This is a genomic window from Blautia sp. HCP3S3_C12 (genome assembly GCF_052064155.1).
In the GTDB taxonomy this organism is placed as follows: domain Bacteria; phylum Bacillota; class Clostridia; order Lachnospirales; family Lachnospiraceae; genus Blautia_A.
Genome location: NZ_JBQHWC010000013.1, coordinates 1 through 18,013, shown reverse-complemented (window position 1 = coordinate 18,013; position 18,013 = coordinate 1). Strand labels below are relative to the sequence as shown.

Here is an 18,013-nt window from a genome sequence, read left to right as displayed (position 1 = left end):
AGGTAGCAAACATGAATAGAAAAAGAACATTGAGGCAGTTCCTTTCAGGAATGATGGCAATCCTTACGGTATTTACCACAATTTTCTCTTCTTTACCGGCATATGCGTCGGAAGAAGAAAAGAAAGCGAAGGAGTATCCCCTTTACGAAGAGGTAAAAGAGTTTCTGGATGTGGATGAAGTGGTAACGGCAAAAGACCTGGAAGTGGATACCGGCTCTGTTTTTGACATTACCAAAGACATGACCGGGATAGAAATTCCGGATAAAGAGAAAGTAAAAGTAACCTTCCATGAAGCAAAGAATGAGGCGGACGAGGACTTCTCTATCAACCATGCCGATACTTATAAAGCGGTGTATTATGTAGAACCGGTAAGCGGCCATCCGGTATATCAGATTTCCCGAAAGATCATCGTCAGGGAAGCGGCAGCTTCCGGAACCGTACAGCAGGAAATGACGGTAACCGATGCCGGTACGGAAACTTCCATGGAAGAATCCGGGGACGAGGAAGGAGAGCCGGACTCGCAGGAGCCTGTGACAGAACTCCCCATTCCGGAGACAGAAACAGAACCTGTGACAGATGGTACGGAAATCACAGAAGAGGAAACAACGGGTGATCCGGAACTTCCTTCCAATGAAACGGAGATGCCACAGGAACCGGCAGTGGAAGAAACAGAGGTCATTGTTCTTCAGGAGGAAGAGCAGTCAGAGGTGACAGTTGATACAGAAGATGGAACAGAGCTGGAGACAGAAGAAGAACCAGAGTCAGAGACAGAAACAGAAGCAGAGTCTGAAACTTCCGGTGACGGTGATTACCAGGTCCGTATTACAAAAGGGGAAGAATTGGATATTGTCCTGAACCATGAGGATGGGAGCTATGATGCCGGTGAAACGGTGGAATTTTCCACCAACCTGCCGGAAGGATGTCTGACAGCAGTAGCGGCTTTAAAAGAGGAAGCAAACGCACAGGGCAATACGGCGGATCTTCTGTATTCCGAAGTAACTTACCATGCCCAGACAGATACATTCAGTTTTGAAATGCCTGCAGAGGATATTGCACTGGAGGTTGCCGTTGACCAGGCACAGGGTGGCATCATGCTTTTAGCAGCCGGAGACGAAGGTTTATGGGATGAAGCAACGGAGATTGAGGCGAATACCTATTATTACTATTCTGACGGACAGCTTCATCCCTTCAATTCCGTTATGGGAAGCGGAGGCAATGACTCCTATAAATATATCCGTTACAAAGTAGGCGGCAAGACTTATACGGTTAATGCGTATTGTATGCAGCATTCCATGTCTTCCCCACCCAGCGGGACTACCTATAAGAATATGATCGAGCTGGATGAGGGCGGTGATGATAAGTATCTCCGAAAAGCATTCTTCTATGGTTATGGCGGTCCCGGATGGGGCGGCACGTTCAACGGCTATAACATCAAACAGATCATGGAAAAGGCAGGGTGTACATCCGAGACAAGGGCGATGCAGCATTATCTGGTGGATTATCTTTATGATGGCGAGTCCGGTTTCGGTGGGGCTTTGTCGGATACTGCAAAAAATATGCTGCGGGAGATCAAGGCAGCACTGGCAAAAATGCCCGACCCGACAGCCATGGAGCTGCTTCCGGGCCTTTCCGTTACGGCAAATGGAGCAGAAACAGAGACCTTTACATGGAAAGCAAATGAAGCTTTCACGATCACCATCCATCTGGAGGATGGGGTAAGCCTTGTAAATGAAACAACCGGAAAAACAGGGACTGGAAATGTGACAGTAAAAGGCGGGGAGAAATTCCATCTGGTTGCAACAACCAATGACATCAGCAAACTGAAAGGAAACTATGCGATCACTTCCAAATATCCGCTGGATTTCCATGCTATGCTTCTGAAACTGCAGAACTCACAGGACATTGGCTTTGGATATTATACGGATTCTTCGGATATTTCTCTTACGGTGGACTGGCCGGAGCAGGCACAGATTGACATTGTGAAGCAGGATGGCACTTCCGGGGCAAAGCTGGCAGGTGCTGTATTTGGCATTTACAGTGATGCGGCCTGCACGAACCTGATCGCCAAAATGCCTGCAACGGATAATAACGGTGCCTCCAGTGTGACACTGACCAAGACACAGGAAACTGTGTACTTAAAAGAGATCACCGCACCAGCGGGATATGTGGTAAGTGCAAAGGCAGAGAATATCAATCTGGTGGTAGGGAAGACAGTGACCAAAACCATTCCTAATCAGGAACAGACAGGAAGCCTGACAGTATATAAAGAAGGGGAAGTCCTGACCGGAGCTTCCGTTACAGAGTCCGGGACTTCCTTCCAGTATGAAAAACGAAAATTGAAAGGTGCTGTATATAAAGTTACTGCCGCAGAGGATATTACCAATGCCGCCGGTTCGGTGGTCTATAAAAAAGGAATGGCAGTGACGGAGAACCTGACAACCGGGGAGGGCGGAAGTGCAACGCTTAACAACCTTCCTCTTGGCTCTTATGTGGTAACAGAGGTAAAAGCTCCGGGCAACTATATCAATAACGGGGAAAGCAAAACAGTCACATTAAGCTATGCAGGCCAGAATGAAAGTGTGGTATTTGCAAACGTAACCTTTTCCAATGACCGCCAGAAAGCGGAAGTTACGGTTGTGAAAAAAGATAGGGAAACAGAAAATCCCCTAGCGGGCGGCAGGTATGGTCTGTTTGCAGGAAATGATATCCTAAACACAGACGGGATTATGGTTGTAAAGAAGGATACCCTGATCGAGCAGGCAGTTACAGGTGCAGACGGTTCGGCGGTGTACCAGGCAGATCTTCCGCTTGGAAACAGTTATTATCTGAAAGAACTGCAGGCCCCGGATAATTATTACCGCAACAGTGAGGATGTCTATACTTTTGCTTTTGCTTATACCCATGACAAAGAACCGGTACAGAAGTTTTCCCATACCTTTACCAATGAGCGGGTGGATGCCGTGATCAGGCTGGTAAAGAAAGATGTGGAAACAGGCACTCCCCAGGGGGATGCTACTCTTGAACATGCCGTATATGGTTTGTTTGCCCGGGAAGATATTGTTCATCCGGACGGAAGGACAGGGGTGATCTATCCTGCAGGGACACAGATTGCAACATTGACTACGGATGCGGAAGGCAAAGCATCGGTAACGGGCTTATATCTTGGAAAGTATTATGTGAAAGAAATCACCCCGTCAAATGGCTATCTGCTGGATGAAAAGGAGTATGACCTTTCCTGCAGTTTTGAAGGTGACCTTGTAAAAACAGTGGAGCAAATCTGTACCTCACCAGAGCAGGTGATCAAGCAGCCGTTCCAGATCATCAAAGCTGCCCAGAATGGAAAGACAGATGCAGACCTGCTTAAAGGTGCCGGTTTCTCTGCCTATCTGGTGAGCAGTCTGAAAACAAAAGAAGATGGAAGCTATGATTTCTCCTCTGCAAAGCCGGTTGTGATCGGGGAAAATGGGGCAACGGAGATCTTTACCGATGAAAAGGGATATGCCTGTTCCATTGCACTTCCTTTTGGAACTTATCTTGTACGGGAGACAACTACGCCCCACAACTATGAGCCGGTGGATGATTTTATCGTAAGGATTACGGAAAACCATCCGAACACACCGCAGACCTGGAGGGTGCTTCTGGATGATGAATTTGAAGCAAAACTGAAGATCATCAAACTGGATGATGAGACGAAGAAAACAGTCCTGATTCCGGGTACGGAATTTAAGATTTATGACCTTGACCATGAAAAATATGTGGAACAGGTTACCACATATCCTACTACAGTTACCCATAAATCTTATTTCACGGATGCGGACGGATATCTGATCCTGCCACAGAGCCTGCCCATCGGCCATTACCGGGTCGAGGAAGTGACAGCTCCGGAAGGATATACCATCAATCAGAATTATGTGGAAGTCACAGTGGATTCCAATACTGCATATTATCAGGATGATGTCAGCAAAGATATTATTATTGAAGCTGTGTATGAGAACCATCCGGTAAAAGGCGAGCTGACGGTAGTGAAAAAGGGCGAAGTGCTGGACGGATATAAAAAGGATTTTACATACAAAGTCCAAAACCTTGCAGGTGCCGTATTTGCGGTCTATGCAGCCGAAGATATTTATACGGCTGATTTCCAGAAGGATTCCAATGGAAACCGTATCCTGGAGTATGCAAAAGATGAACTGGTGGCAGAACTGACTACTGGCAAGGACGGCACAGCCACTTTAAAGAATCTTCCCCTTGGGACATACAAGGTAGTGGAAAAAACAGCTCCGGAAGGTTTTGTGCAGAACAGCGAAGCACAGAATGTGCAGTTTGTTTATGCAGGGCAGGATACCCCGGTGGTTTCTGAAAGCGTGGAATTTTCCAATGAACGCCAGAAGGTGGAAATTTCTGCTGTGAAAAAGGATGCGGAAAATGAAAAACTGCTGGCGGGAGCGGAATTTGCCCTATATGCAAAAGAGGATATCAAAGCTGGTGATGCAGTCATTGTTAAGGCAGATACGCTTCTTGAATCTGCCGTTACGGATGAGAATGGAAAAGCAGTCTTTGGGCAGGACCTGCCGTTTGGAACATATTATGTGAAAGAGACAAAGACACCTGCAGGTTTTGTTTCTAATGGGGAAACCATTGAAGTAGCTGCTTCCTATCAGGGACAGGAAGTAGAAGTTGTCCGTCTGGAAGAAGTCTTTAAGAACCAGCCGACCATTACAGAATTTACAAAATCTGACTTGACAACCAGTGTAGAACTGAATGGGGCAACACTGACAGTATTGGATCAGGACAAGAATACAGTGGATACATGGACTTCTGTAAAAGGAGAGCCGCATGTGATCAAACGGCTGCATGTGGGAGAGACTTACATTCTCCGGGAAGAGTTTGCGCCTTATGGTTACCTGAAAGCGGAAGAAGTGGAATTTACTGTTGCGGATACTGCAGAAGTACAGAAGGTGGAAATGAAAGACGATGTACCGACAGGCCGTATCATCATCAACAAAAAAGGTGAATTTATTGGTGAGATCACATGGAATGATATGATGGCAGGAGCAATGGAATCTGCTTTTGGCTATGTGACAGGTTCCCTGAAGGATGTAACTTTTGAGGTATATGCGCTGGAGGACATCAAAGCTGCAGATGGTGAGAGTGAGGATTACTACAAAAAAGATGACCTTGTAGCAACCATCACAACGGATGCGCTGGGCTATGCGAGGGCGGATGACCTGCCTCTTGGAAAATACTATGTGGTGGAAAAAGAAACTGCAGAAGGGTTTGTGCTGGACGGGGAAGCAAGGGAGATCGACCTTACCTACCGTGACCAGGATACCCCTGTGGTTACTTACGATGAGGAATGGCAGAACAGCCGCCAGAAGGCAAAAGTAACTGTTGTAAAGAAAGAAAAAGGTCTGGAACGTGTCCTGGAGGGTGGAGTGTTTGCCCTCTGTACAAGAGAGGATATTAAAAATTCGGACGGAAAAGTGCTTCTGAAAGCAGATACCATCATTGAGCAGAAAGCGACGGATAAAGAGGGAAAAATCCTCTTTTCAGCAGATCTTCCCGTGGGCGGAAGATACTATGTGAAGGAAGTTCAGGCACCGGCTGGTTTTGTGACCACAGGTGAGGTGCAGGAATTTGACTTCACTTATGCCGGTGAGGATCAGGCAGAGGTCATGTTCGACTTCATTTTTGAAAACGAACCTACAACCGTGGAGATCACGAAATCAGACCTTACAACCGGTGGAGAACTTCCGGGAGCCAAACTGCAGGTGACGGATAAAGATGGAAATGTAGTGGACGAATGGATATCCGGTACAACACCGCATGTGATCCGGGAACTGGAGACCGGCAGGGAATACACGCTGACCGAGAAAATCCCTGCAGATGGATATGTAACAGCGGAAAGCATTACATTTACGGTAGAGAATACTGCAGAAGTGCAGAAAGTGGAAATGAAGGACGATGTTACAAAAGTTCAGATCAGCAAGGTAGATATGACAGACGGAAGCTCCGAGATCGAGGGGGCAAAGCTGTATATCTTGAATGAGAATAATGAGGTGATGGAAAGCTGGACATCCGGAAAAGAACCGCATTATGTGGAGAAACTTCCGGTTGGGACTTATACACTTTTGGAAGAGTCTGCTCCAAAGGGATATATCATTTCCAATAAAGTGCAATTCACAGTAAAAGATACCGGAGAAATACAGTCTGTGAAGATGGAGGATGACCAGGCAAGGGGAAGAGTCATTTTAAATAAGACCGACAAGGATACCAAAAAGCCGATGAAGGAAGTGGAATTTGCCCTTTGTGACAGCAAAGGAAAAGTCCTTGAGACACTGGTTACGGACAGTGCAGGCCATGCGGAGTCGAATAGTTATCCGATTGCTACATTCAAGAATGGTGCTTATGGAAAGGAGATTGTTTATATCCTGAAAGAAACGAAAACGCTGGAAGGTTATAAATTGGACAAGACAGAATACAAGGTAAAATTCTCTTATGTGGATGATAAAACACCGGTTGTGGAGTATAAGATTGACCTTACCAATGAAAAGATTCCGGAAGAACAGCCGGAAACACCTTCTGCACCGGTTTTATCTGCACCGGATTCACCGTCCTCTGCGCAAAACACTCCGACATCTGTAATTGCGAACAGTCCAAAAACAGGTGACCATACACCAATTCTGCTGTTTGTGCTTCTGATGGCATTATCTGCAGGTGGGATTGTCACAATGTTTGTTATGAAGAAACATAAAAAATAAAGCATCCTGGGCTGCATGGCAACATGCAGCCCTCATTATGAAAGAAAGAAGGTATAAAACATGGTAAAAGCAGAAGTAGAAATGAAACACAAAGAAATGGCTAAGAAAAGGCTGGCAGCCTATGCAGTAAAAGTGAGGAAATGCCATAACAAGAAAGCAAAGGAGGAGAAATAGATGGATTATCAGGAATTTCAGGCAAAAATAGCAGAAGAGATCAAAGGGTATCTTCCCGAAAAGTATGCAGATGCAGTTGTCAGGGTGGAACAGATAACAAAGAATAATGGGGTAACGTTGGATGCCCTTCAGGTCATGCTTCCGGGAGAACATATGGCTCCTTCCATATATCTGAATGAATTTTACGGGCAGCATCAGGATGGCCGGAGCATGGAAAACATTCTGGCGCAGATCGGAAAAATCCGGGCAGAGTGTATGATGCCTGATCAGAAAGATGTGGAAGTATTTCAGAATTTTGCGCAGGTGAAGGATAAGATTATCTTCCGTGTAATCGGTGCCGACAGTAACCGGGATATGCTGCAGAAGATTCCTCACCGGATGGAGAATGATATGGCACTGGTTTACCGGGTACTGTTGGATAAAGGTGAGGAAGGTACAATGTCCGCATTGGTTAACGGTATGCTCCAGAAGGAGTGGGGAGTGACAGAAAAAGAACTGTATGACCTGGCACTGGCAAATACTCAGAGGGAGTTTCCGGCTGTATTCCGGCCAATGGCAGAGATTATGAAAGAAATGATGGTAAAGGAATTTACCGGCGTAGAACCTGCTTCTATGGATGCGGAAACAAGGGCTTTTTTCGAAGAAATGTTTTCGGATGATATGCTGGATGCAAAACTTCCCATGTATGTTCTGACCAATGACAGGACAAGCGAGGGCGCAGCTGCTTTGTTTTATCCGGAAATGAAAGAGCAGATTGCTGAAAAGGTGGGCGGGGATTACTTTGTCCTGCCTTCTTCGGTGCATGAGGTTCTGATCGTTCCGGATGACGGGATCATTGATTTTCAGGAATTAAAAAATATGGTAAATGAGGTCAATCAGACAGAAGTCTCTCCGATGGATGTCCTGACAGGGGAAGTTTATTTCTACGATAAGGAGGCACATCAGCTTACGATTGCCAGTGAACGTGCCGAAAAGGCAGAAGAGAAGAATACAGATCGACCGATGTCGATTATGGATAAGCTGAATACGGCAAAGGAACGGATCACGAAAGAGCCGGGGAATACCCGTCTGGAACCTGGGCTTGCAATATAAAATACAAAAGTTTACGGCGGGGCTGTCTGCGGATAGTCCTGCCGTTATAAGAAGAGGATGGGATTATGACATTAGGTGAACAGATCAGGCAGGTACGCAGGAACCGTGGCATGACGCAGAAGGAATTGGGAATGAGGCTTGGATGCCCGGAGAACAGTGCTGATGTAAGGATTGCCCAATATGAGACTGGGCATCGCATGCCTAAGAAAGAACGGCTGGAAGCTATTGCAAAAGTTCTGGAGGTAAACCCGGAGATATTCTGCAGGAGAAGCCCGGATTCAGAAAAAGAGTTGATGAAGATGCTGCTCTGGATGGATGAGACTGACCGGGAATGGGTACAGGTTGGCAATCCGGAGAAAATGGAAAAGGGAAGTGTCCTTCTGGTCTTTACAGAAGAAGCGATTCAGGAATTTCTGAAGGAATGGATGAAACAGAAAGACAGGCTGAATAGCCATGAGATTTCTGAAAGGGAGTATCAGGAATGGAAGTGGCAATGCAACAAAAAGAAGCTGCCATAAATGACAGCTTCTCGGTTACAAAATTACCAGGATTGCTCCTGCGTTTACAACATCATACTAGCATAAACAGTATGCTTTGTCAAACGATTTTGTAATCAGTATAGGGTATGTAATGAGTTATCAGATGATACCGCAGGATTTCATTTTTTCACTGATTTGATTGAGGACGTATGGCTTTACATCACCAATCTTTTCAAAATGTACCCGTGACAGGCTTACCTGTGTGATACGGGTTACATTTGCCCATCGTGGCATTAGTGGATAACCATAGACTTTATCTACTTTTACACTGTAGTCCATGGTTTTGGGTTCCTGTGAAGAAAGTGGAATGACGATCAAAGAGTCCTTTAGATTTTTTAAAATGATTGCAGGATGCCTTCCACCAAATTCTGTACCGATATTATAGCCAAAATCAACCCAGACTACAGCCTTACGTATCAGGACAAGGGAACGGGCAATTATTTCAATATCCTCATTTGGTACAGAGTCTTTTTTCACAGAAATAATATATTTGTCAGTTTCTTTATCATAGCAGTAATACTTGGAAACCACAGCCTGCTTTTCAGGCCGAAGCCATTGATATGTATCTTTTTTTATTGTGTTTGGTAAGGCTATGGGCGGTATTTGGAATGATTTCTCATCCAGAATTAAGTTTGTTTTAAGAGTCGTCCATTTATAATATTCATTTGCCAGTTTAATCTGTTCCGGTTCATGGAAATCTATCTGGGTAAAATGTTTCCGCAGGGTGGAAACTGTATTATTAAAGGAATGATTGGCATCATCTATAGTGGCGGTGTGTTTCATATGGTTCTCCTTTCGGAATAATGATTTTATTTTAGCAGATTATCTGACAAAGTACAACATAAGAAAGACAGGGAGGGATTTCTTTGGCAAATAAATATGAGTTAATTTCAAAACTGGCAGAAGAGACAGCGAAAGAAGTTGTAAAAAACGGGGAGACATGGAAACGGTATCTGGATACAGCAGCACGAATTTACAAATATCCGTTTCAGGAACAGCTTTTGATCTATGCACAGCGTCCGGATGCCACGGCATGTGCCAGTATTGACATCTGGAACAGTCGCCGGTTTAATTGCTGGGTCAACAAAGGAGCAAAAGGAATTGCCCTGATAGATGAAGATGCTCCAAGACCAAGACTGAAATATGTGTTTGATATATCGGATATACATAAGGCACGGCGGATCGGGCGTACTCCTTATTTATGGAAGATGGAACCGGAGCATCAGGAGACGGTAATAGATCATCTGGAACATATCTATGGAGGCACCCGGCAGGATAAAAGCTTTGAGGAACGTCTGCTGGAGATTGCACAGCGTATCACGCTGGACTGCTATGAGGAGGTATGGGAGGACTTACAATATCTGACAGAGGGAAGCTATCTGGAAGGGTTAGATGAATATTCCGGAAAAGTGCATCTTAGGGAAACCATGCAGTCCAGTATCTCTTATACATTGCTGGCCCGTTGCGGAATGGATATGGAGGATTACGAAGAACTGTTAAACTTCGACTATATCCATGAATTTAATGCGGTTCCGGCTTTGTCACAGCTTGGAAGTAACACTACAGAACTTTGTAAACCGGTCCTGATGGAGATCGGAAAAGCAATCCGTGCTTATGACCGGGAAATATCTAAAAAAAGAGTTGCAAATCGTAATAACTTAGACTATAATGCTTTAAAGCGTGAAAGCGAAAAGCAGAACACTGTTGAGGATGCAAATGAAAATCCGGAAAATAGCAGGAATGAAGAAAGGAGCCAGGATTATGGAACTGACATATCAGAGGAACGGCGATTATTACATCCCGAATATCAAAATGGACGAGCAGCCAGCGGAAGTGCTGACCAAATACGGGATGATGCGGAAGACATATCTGCAGGAACACAAGAAGGGGCTTTACTCGGGACTTCTTCTGACCGGCAGGCTGATGAGCCATCTGTTGGAGATTCAGAAAGCGGCAGAGCAGAGGATGGAGGAAATCACGGAGCAGATGGCAGCGGACGAGGGAGTGACAGAGGAACTGAAATCCAAAGACCAGATGAAATGGATTCAGCTCATGAACAGCATCCGTCATTCAGCGGAGGAGATCGTACTGACAGAACTGATCTACAATTAGAGGAAGCGGAAGAAATATCAGCACAACCTGATCAGGAAATGAAAGAATCGGACAGTGAAGAACTGCCTGATTTTTTCATGCCCGGAGAAGAAACTCCAATCAATGATGCAGGTGGAGCTTCTGTATATGAGCAGCTTTCTCTTTTCCCAAGTGCAGAAGAGCAGGTCGGGAACATCGCTATTAACCATGCAAATGATATGGTTCCTTTTTCCATGGGTAAACCGATCACGGATGAGATGGTGGATTACGTGCTGCTTACCGGCGGCGGACAGAGAGACAGCAGGCCACGTATTTTTGCAAAATACCAGAAAGGGCTGGATTCTGCGAAAATGGCCGAGTTTTTGAAACGGGAATATGGCAGGGGAGGAAAGGGTTTTTCCTTTGAGGGAGAGCCTCTGTCTGTCTGGTACGACGAGGATGGAATGAAATTTGCAAGGGCAGATGCAGCCAGATTTCAGCCAATGCGCACGCTGTCCTGGATGGAAGTGGAAGAGCGCACGTACAATCTGATCCTTGATGGAAAATATATGGATGAAGCAGAAATGTGGCATGTACCGACGCTGGAAAAAATGGAACTGGCCTCAAAGGTTTATAACTTTTTTCAGGATGAATACGGTTCTGTTCCGAAGGAGTTGGAGATACCACATATCCATCCGGATGCGGAGGAAAAGCTGGCAGAGTATTTTTCTTCGCAGGAAGGAATTGACCAGGTATTAGGCCATATGGATCAGGCCATAGGGGCATTGCAGCGTGGGGACGTGAAAGCTCGTTTCCATTTGGTCTATCGGCCGGAGGATATCCGGGAGTCTGTGGAAGAACTGAAACGCAGACCAATGAAGTTTCCGCCTGCGGAAAATCTGGAAGTCCCGGTGGAGACATTCATTACCCAGGATGAAATAGATTACCGGTTGAGCAGGGGAAGCGGTTTTGAGCATGGCTTATTCCGTATCTATGAATTTTTCCAGAGTAACCATGATAAAAAAGAGCAGGCAGATTTCCTGAAAAATGAATATGGGACAGGAGGAAGTACATCTGCCCTTCCAGGGTCATGGCACAGCTATGAGGACCATGATGCAAAAGGGCTTCGTCTCAGCAAAGGAAGCATTATTGAACCATCTGCAAAGGTACTTTTGACATGGCCGAAAGTGGCAGAGCGTATCCGAACCTTGATAGAAACGAACCGTTTTCTGACACCTGAGACGGAAGCCGCCTATATAAAGTGGAAGGCAGAGAAAGAACAGCAAAAACTTGTAGAAGCAAGAAACAAGCTGATTGCGGATACCGAGAAGGAACATTCCGGGGAAATCGCCGTTCTTCAGGAGCCGGAGCAGGAACAGACAGACAACCGTGTAGTGGTGGCACTGGAAAGTACAGAAGACGTTACCGACTACAGTATTGGATTCTTTACTTACCATTATCAGGATGGCAGGGAAGGAGTCCGGTACCGCCTTGTAACGATTGGGGAAGATGGCCGTCTGGAAGCCTATCCGGAAAAGTCAAAATTCTTTATCAATGAGACGGCTGCAAGGGATTATATCGCCAGCCATGCGGAGGAACTGCAGGTGATCCCTTATGATGAGTTAGTCCATCAGGCGGGCAGGGAGATTCTGCAGAACATATCGCAGCAATGGGAAAAACCAGAACCGGGGAAAGAGCAGGATAAAGCAGAAGAACCGGAAAACCCGGAGGGACAGGGAAAACCAGAAGAGGCTGAGCCGATAAGATCTGGATTGGAAACAGAACCGGAGCAGACGGAAGCGGAAAATCAGGATACGAAATCAGACGAACCAGATTTCCTGCAGCCGGATCTGACACCGGAACCAGAGCCACAGGGGGAGAAAGAGAAAATAGATTCCGCTGGTGCGATGAATTTCCGGATCACGGATGATGCACTAGGGGCAGGCACGGCAAAGCAGAAGTTTGAGCGGAATGTGGCGGCAATCCAGACACTTCAGCGTATAGAACAGGAACACCGCATTGCATCCCCGGAGGAACAAACTATCCTGTCACAGTATGTGGGCTGGGGCGGACTTGCCGAAGCATTTGATGAAACAAATCGTGCATGGAGCAGAGAATATGTGCAGCTTAAAAGTCTTTTAAGCCCGGAAGAATATGTTTCCGCCAGAGAGTCCACCCTGAATGCCCATTATACTTCCCCGGTAATCATCCGTTCCATTTATGAAGCACTTGGCAGGATGGGGTTTGAAAAAGGAAATATTCTGGAGCCTTCTATGGGAACGGGACACTTTTTTGGAATGCTGCCGGAAGCGATGCAGGAAAGCCGCCTGTATGGGGTGGAGCTTGACAGCCTGACAGGAAGGATTGCAAAACAGCTTTACCCAAAAGCAAATATCCAGATCAGAGGATTTGAGAAAACCGACCATCCCAATGATTTTTTTGATGTAGTGGTGGGAAATGTTCCGTTTGGCCAGTATAAGGTGGCAGATAAGTCGTATGACAGGTATAATTTCCTGATCCATGACTATTTTCTGGCGAAATCACTGGATAAAGTACGCCCGGGAGGGATTGTTGCGGTTGTGACGTCCAAAGGGACAATGGATAAAAAAAGCCCGGCTGTGCGGAAATATCTGGCGCAAAGGGCGGAGCTTCTTGGGGCAGTCCGTCTTCCGAACACGGCATTCAAGGAAAATGCAGGGACCGAGGTCACTTCGGATATTCTGTTCTTTAAGAAACGGGACAGGATGATGGATCTGGAACCGGACTGGGTACATCTTGGTGAAAATGGGGATGGGATTGCCATGAACCAGTATTTTATCGCCCATCCGGAGATGGTAGTGGGAAAGATGGAACTGGTATCCGGACCTTATGGGATGGAATCCACATGCCTGCCGGTGGAGGGGAAGCCTTTTGAAGAACAGTTACGGGAAGCAGTCAGCCATGTTGTGGGGGAAATTGAGCCTGCAGGACTGGATGAGCAGGAGGATGATCTGGAAAGGGAAGCAATCCCGGCAGACCCGTCTGTAAAAAATTACAGCTATGCCGTGGTGGATGGGGATGTGTATTACCGGGAAAATTCCGTGATGAAGCCGGTAGAAATGGCGGATACCATGCTGGAGAGGATCAAAGGCATGGTTGCACTGAGGGAAGCAACCCATGAGCTGATCGCATATCAGCTGGAAGAATACGGGGATGCGGCAATCAGGGAAAAACAGGCGGAATTATCCAGCTTATATGATGATTTTACAAAGAAATTCGGGCTGATCAATTCCAGAACAAATAAAAGGGCATTTAACCAGGATGCAAGCTATTATCTTCTCTGTTCTCTGGAGGTACTGAATGAGGATGGGACATTGAACCGGAAAGCAGATATGTTTAGTAAACGTACCATCAAACGGCAGGAAGTGGCTACCTCCGTAGATACCCCTTCCGAAGCACTGGCAGTGTCCATGAGTGAAAAAGCCCGTGTAGATCTCCAGTACATGGAGGGACTTCTTGGAGGTCCTGAGAACCATGAGCGGATTGTAAATGAATTAAGCGGAGTTATTTTTAAAAACCCGTTAAGTGACCTAAATGACGATTATGCGGGATGGGAGACTGCCGATGAATATTTATCCGGGAATGTGAGGGAAAAGCTGTCTGTGGCCAGATTATGTGCAGAAAAGCACCCGGAATTTGCCATAAATGTCAGCGCACTGGAACGGGTGCAGCCGAAGCTTTTGGATGCTTCGGAAATTGAGGTAAGGCTCGGTGCCACCTGGGTAGACCCGAACTATATCAATGATTTTATGCGGGAGATTTTTGGAACACCGGAGGCAAAACTGGAACAGGGAATGATCGGGGTACAGTATTCTAATGTGACCGGGCAGTGGAATATCAAAGGCAAGAGTGCCGATTTTGGAAATCCCCTGATAGATGCCACTTATGGAACCCAGCGGGCAAATGCCTATAAGATACTGGAAGACTCACTGAACCTGCGTGACAGCCGTGTATATGACACCATAGAGGAAGATGGAAAGGAAAAGCGGGTCCTGAATAAAAAGGAAACTACCCTTGCCAGCCAGAAGCAGGAAGCAATCCGGGAAGCATTTAAGGACTGGGTATTTCAGGATGCCGGGCGCCGGGAAGTGCTTTGTGCCAAATATAATGAACTTTTCAATTCCAACCGTCCACGGGAATATGATGGTTCCCATTTAACATTTCCGGGCATGTCACCGGATATTGTGCTGCGTCCCCACCAGAAAAATGCGGTTGCCCATCAGCTATACGGGGATAACACACTTCTTGCCCATTGCGTAGGGGCAGGGAAGACTTATGAGATGGCAGCTGCGGCGATGGAAAGCAAAAGACTGGGGCTTGCCCAGAAATCGTTGTTTGTCGTTCCCAACCACCTGACAGGCCAGTGGGCGTCAGAGTTTTTGACCCTGTATCCGGGTGCAAATATCCTTGCTGCAACCAAAAAAGATTTTGAACCGGCGAACAGGCAGAAATTCTGTTCCAGGATAGCCACCGGTGACTATGATGCGGTCATTATCGGGCACAGCCAGTTTGAAAAGATTCCATTGTCCACTGAACGGCAGGAAGCTATGATCGAGCGGCAGATTGATGAGATTGAAATGGCAATCGAAACTGCGAAGGCAGAAAATGGGGAACGCTATACCATCAAACAGATGGAAAAAACAAAGAAATCACTGGCTGCCCGGCTGGAACGGCTCAATGACCGGAGCCGGAAAGACGATGTAGTTACGTTTGAGCAGTTGGGTGTGGACAGGCTGTTTGTGGATGAGAGCCACAATTATAAGAACCTGTTTCTCTATACAAAAATGCGGAATGTGGCGGGCATCGCACAGACGGAAGCCCAGAAGTCTTCGGATATGTTTGCTAAATGCCAGTACCTGGATGAAATAACTGGTGGAAAAGGCATTACGTTTGCAACCGGGACCCCCATCAGCAACAGTATGACGGAGCTTTACACCAATATGCGTTACCTGCAGTATGGTACTCTGCAGCGCCTTGGACTGGGTCATTTTGACAGTTGGGCGTCTTCTTTTGGAGAGACCACTACAGCAATCGAGCTGGCACCTGAAGGCACAGGCTACCGTGCGAAGACGAGATTTGCAAAGTTTTTTAATCTTCCGGAGCTGATCTCCATTTTCAAGGAGAGTGCCGACATCCAGACCCCGGATATGCTGAAACTGCCTGTCCCGGAAGCCGTTTATGAGGATGTGGTGCTGAAACCAAGCGGATACCAGCAGGACATGGTAAAAGACCTTTCAGAGAGGGCAGAGGCGGTCAGAAACAGACTGGTGGATCCTTCACAGGACAATATGCTCAAGATCACCAATGACGGCAGGAAACTGGCCTTAGACCAGCGCCTGATCAACCCCATGCTTCCGGATGATGGGGACTCGAAATCCAATGCCTGTGTGGAAAAAGCTCTGGGCATATGGAAGGAGACAACGGCAGAAAAATCCACCCAGCTTATTTTTTGTGACCTGTCTACCCCGAAGAATGACGGCACTTTTAATATTTATCATGACATCCGGGATAAGCTGATGGCACAGGGAGTGCCTCCGGAACAAATCGCATTTATCCATGATGCCAATACGGAAACAAGGAAAGCGGAGCTGTTTGCAAAAGTAAGAAGCGGGCAGGTTCGCTTTTTGCTTGGTTCCACCGCAAAAATGGGAGCCGGTACCAACGTGCAGGATCTTCTGATCGCAGAGCATCATCTGGATGTACCATGGCGTCCTTCTGACATTGAACAAAGGGAGGGGCGTATCATCCGGCAGGGTAACCGGAATAAGAAAGTACATATTTTCCGGTATATCACCGAAGGGACATTTGATGCATACTCCTGGGTGCGACACGAAGTCGCTTAATTTAACTGTTTGGCGGTAATTCCGACCAAACCATCCATTCCGTTGGATGAAGCCAATATCCCCGGCTTTGCCAGTAATGGCATTGTTCGGAAGCGGATATAAAATGGAACCCTATTTGGAGCAAATCCCGTGAGGGAGAAGCAAAACTGCCAGCTACAAGGCGGTTAGGGTGCAGGCTTTCTGATAGCATGGTTAATTAACTGAATCACCGTAAGCTTCGTTAAGGCTGAACAAGCCAAAGTAGCTGACAGGCTTGAACCAAAAGGTGTGCAGTTGGATATTCCTCTCCACGATAGGAATACACGGACATAAGACTGCCGGAGTAGAGGTGGAACCTAAACTATCAATGATTGTTGATTAAGTGGAACGTGTCAAGCCCGTATTCTCGCCTGCAAAGGCAAGTGGACCGTAAGGGAAGCCGTTGGGAATGCGGGTAAAGGATTGCGGAGGAAGCGAATGCCGACCTTGTAATGAGGACGGATAGGGGTTCAAAATTTGCCCCACCCGAAAGGGGAGCAGAATTCCGCATGGTGCTTAATTACGAGAGAGTTTATAGAATTTTTGAAAGGAGTAAGGCAAATGAACATGAAAATGTGTGCGACTTCTGACATTGCTAAGGCATGGGACAGCATCGACTGGAACAAAGCGAATGCATACGTTAAAAAACTGCAAATGCGTATCGTAAAGGCTCATCAACAGGGCAGAACCGGCAAAGTAAAGTCTTTGCAATGGCTGCTTACACACTCTTTCTACGGACGTGCTTTAGCTGTAAAAAGAGTAACGAGTAATAAAGGCAAAAAGACAGCAGGTGTAGACAAAATCTTATGGTCTACTCCCAAACTGAAATATGAAGCAATTCTCAGCTTAAAACGCAGAGGCTATAAACCATTACCGTTAAAGAGGGTATATATCCCGAAAAAGAACGGAAAAATGAGGCCGCTCAGTATCCCATGTATGAAGGATAGAGCGATGCAGACATTGTACAAATTTGCACTGGAACCGATTGCGGAAATCACTGCTGACCCTAACTCCTATGGATTTAGAGCAAAGAGATGTGTACAGGATGCAATCGAACAGTGCTTTACCTGTCTGAATAAAGCAAAATCCCCTAAATGGGTGCTGGAAGGAGACATTAAGGGCTGTTTTGATAACATCAGTCACGAATGGATACTGAACCATATCCCAATGGACAGAGATATTCTGCGAAAATGGTTAAAAAGCGGGTATGTCGAGACCGGAAGATTATTTCCAACAGACCTCGGCAGCCCACAGGGTTCGGCTATCTCACCAACTATCTGCAATATGGTGTTGGATGGTCTGGAAGTCCAGATTAGAAAGAAATACCACAAAACTAAAAGGGATGGAAAAGCATATTTTCCAAAAGTGAACTTTATACGTTATGCTGACGATTGTGCGCCACGAAGGCGAGGACTTGTGGCATGAAGCCAAACAAGTATAGCCATGCTGTGTGAATGATGATGGCAGGCCCATCGGAACC

The 18,013-nt window shown here is 46.4% G+C and carries 6 protein-coding genes; 5 read left to right on the top strand and 1 reads right to left on the bottom strand.

Annotated features, from left to right (window positions below; genetic code table 11):
* The first annotated feature begins 11 nt into the window (after window positions 1-11).
* The 3 genes from ACTNDS_RS10845 (at window position 12) to ACTNDS_RS10835 (ending at window position 8,542) form a co-directional block, all read left to right on the top strand.
* Window positions 12-6,758 (top strand): SpaA isopeptide-forming pilin-related protein, encoded by a 6,747-nt coding sequence (locus ACTNDS_RS10845; RefSeq protein ID WP_441035673.1) that lies wholly within the window; start codon window positions 12-14, stop codon window positions 6,756-6,758.
* Between the two features lie 174 nt (window positions 6,759-6,932).
* Entirely contained in the window at window positions 6,933-8,024 is a 1,092-nt protein-coding gene (locus ACTNDS_RS10840) for a DUF5688 family protein (protein ID WP_441035671.1), read from the top strand.
* A gap of 65 nt (window positions 8,025-8,089) precedes the next feature.
* A complete protein-coding gene (locus tag ACTNDS_RS10835) occupies window positions 8,090-8,542 on the top strand; it encodes a helix-turn-helix domain-containing protein (RefSeq protein WP_441035669.1) in 453 nt (150 codons plus the stop codon).
* 120 nt (window positions 8,543-8,662) lie between these two features.
* Here ACTNDS_RS10835 and ACTNDS_RS10830 read toward each other — a convergent pair whose 3' ends face one another.
* Complete coding sequence (locus tag ACTNDS_RS10830; protein WP_441035667.1) at window positions 8,663-9,346, bottom strand: type II toxin-antitoxin system PemK/MazF family toxin; 684 nt, start codon at window positions 9,344-9,346, stop codon at window positions 8,663-8,665.
* A gap of 83 nt (window positions 9,347-9,429) precedes the next feature.
* Here ACTNDS_RS10830 and ACTNDS_RS10825 point away from each other — a divergent pair, with 83 nt between their 5' ends.
* Both ACTNDS_RS10825 and ACTNDS_RS10820 read left to right on the top strand, forming a co-directional pair.
* Entirely contained in the window at window positions 9,430-16,515 is a 7,086-nt protein-coding gene (locus ACTNDS_RS10825; RefSeq protein WP_441035666.1) for a DEAD/DEAH box helicase family protein, read from the top strand.
* 579 nt (window positions 16,516-17,094) lie between these two features.
* Complete coding sequence (locus ACTNDS_RS10820; protein ID WP_441035665.1) at window positions 17,095-17,958, top strand: reverse transcriptase domain-containing protein; 864 nt, start codon at window positions 17,095-17,097, stop codon at window positions 17,956-17,958.
* Window positions 17,959-18,013 lie beyond the last annotated feature (55 nt).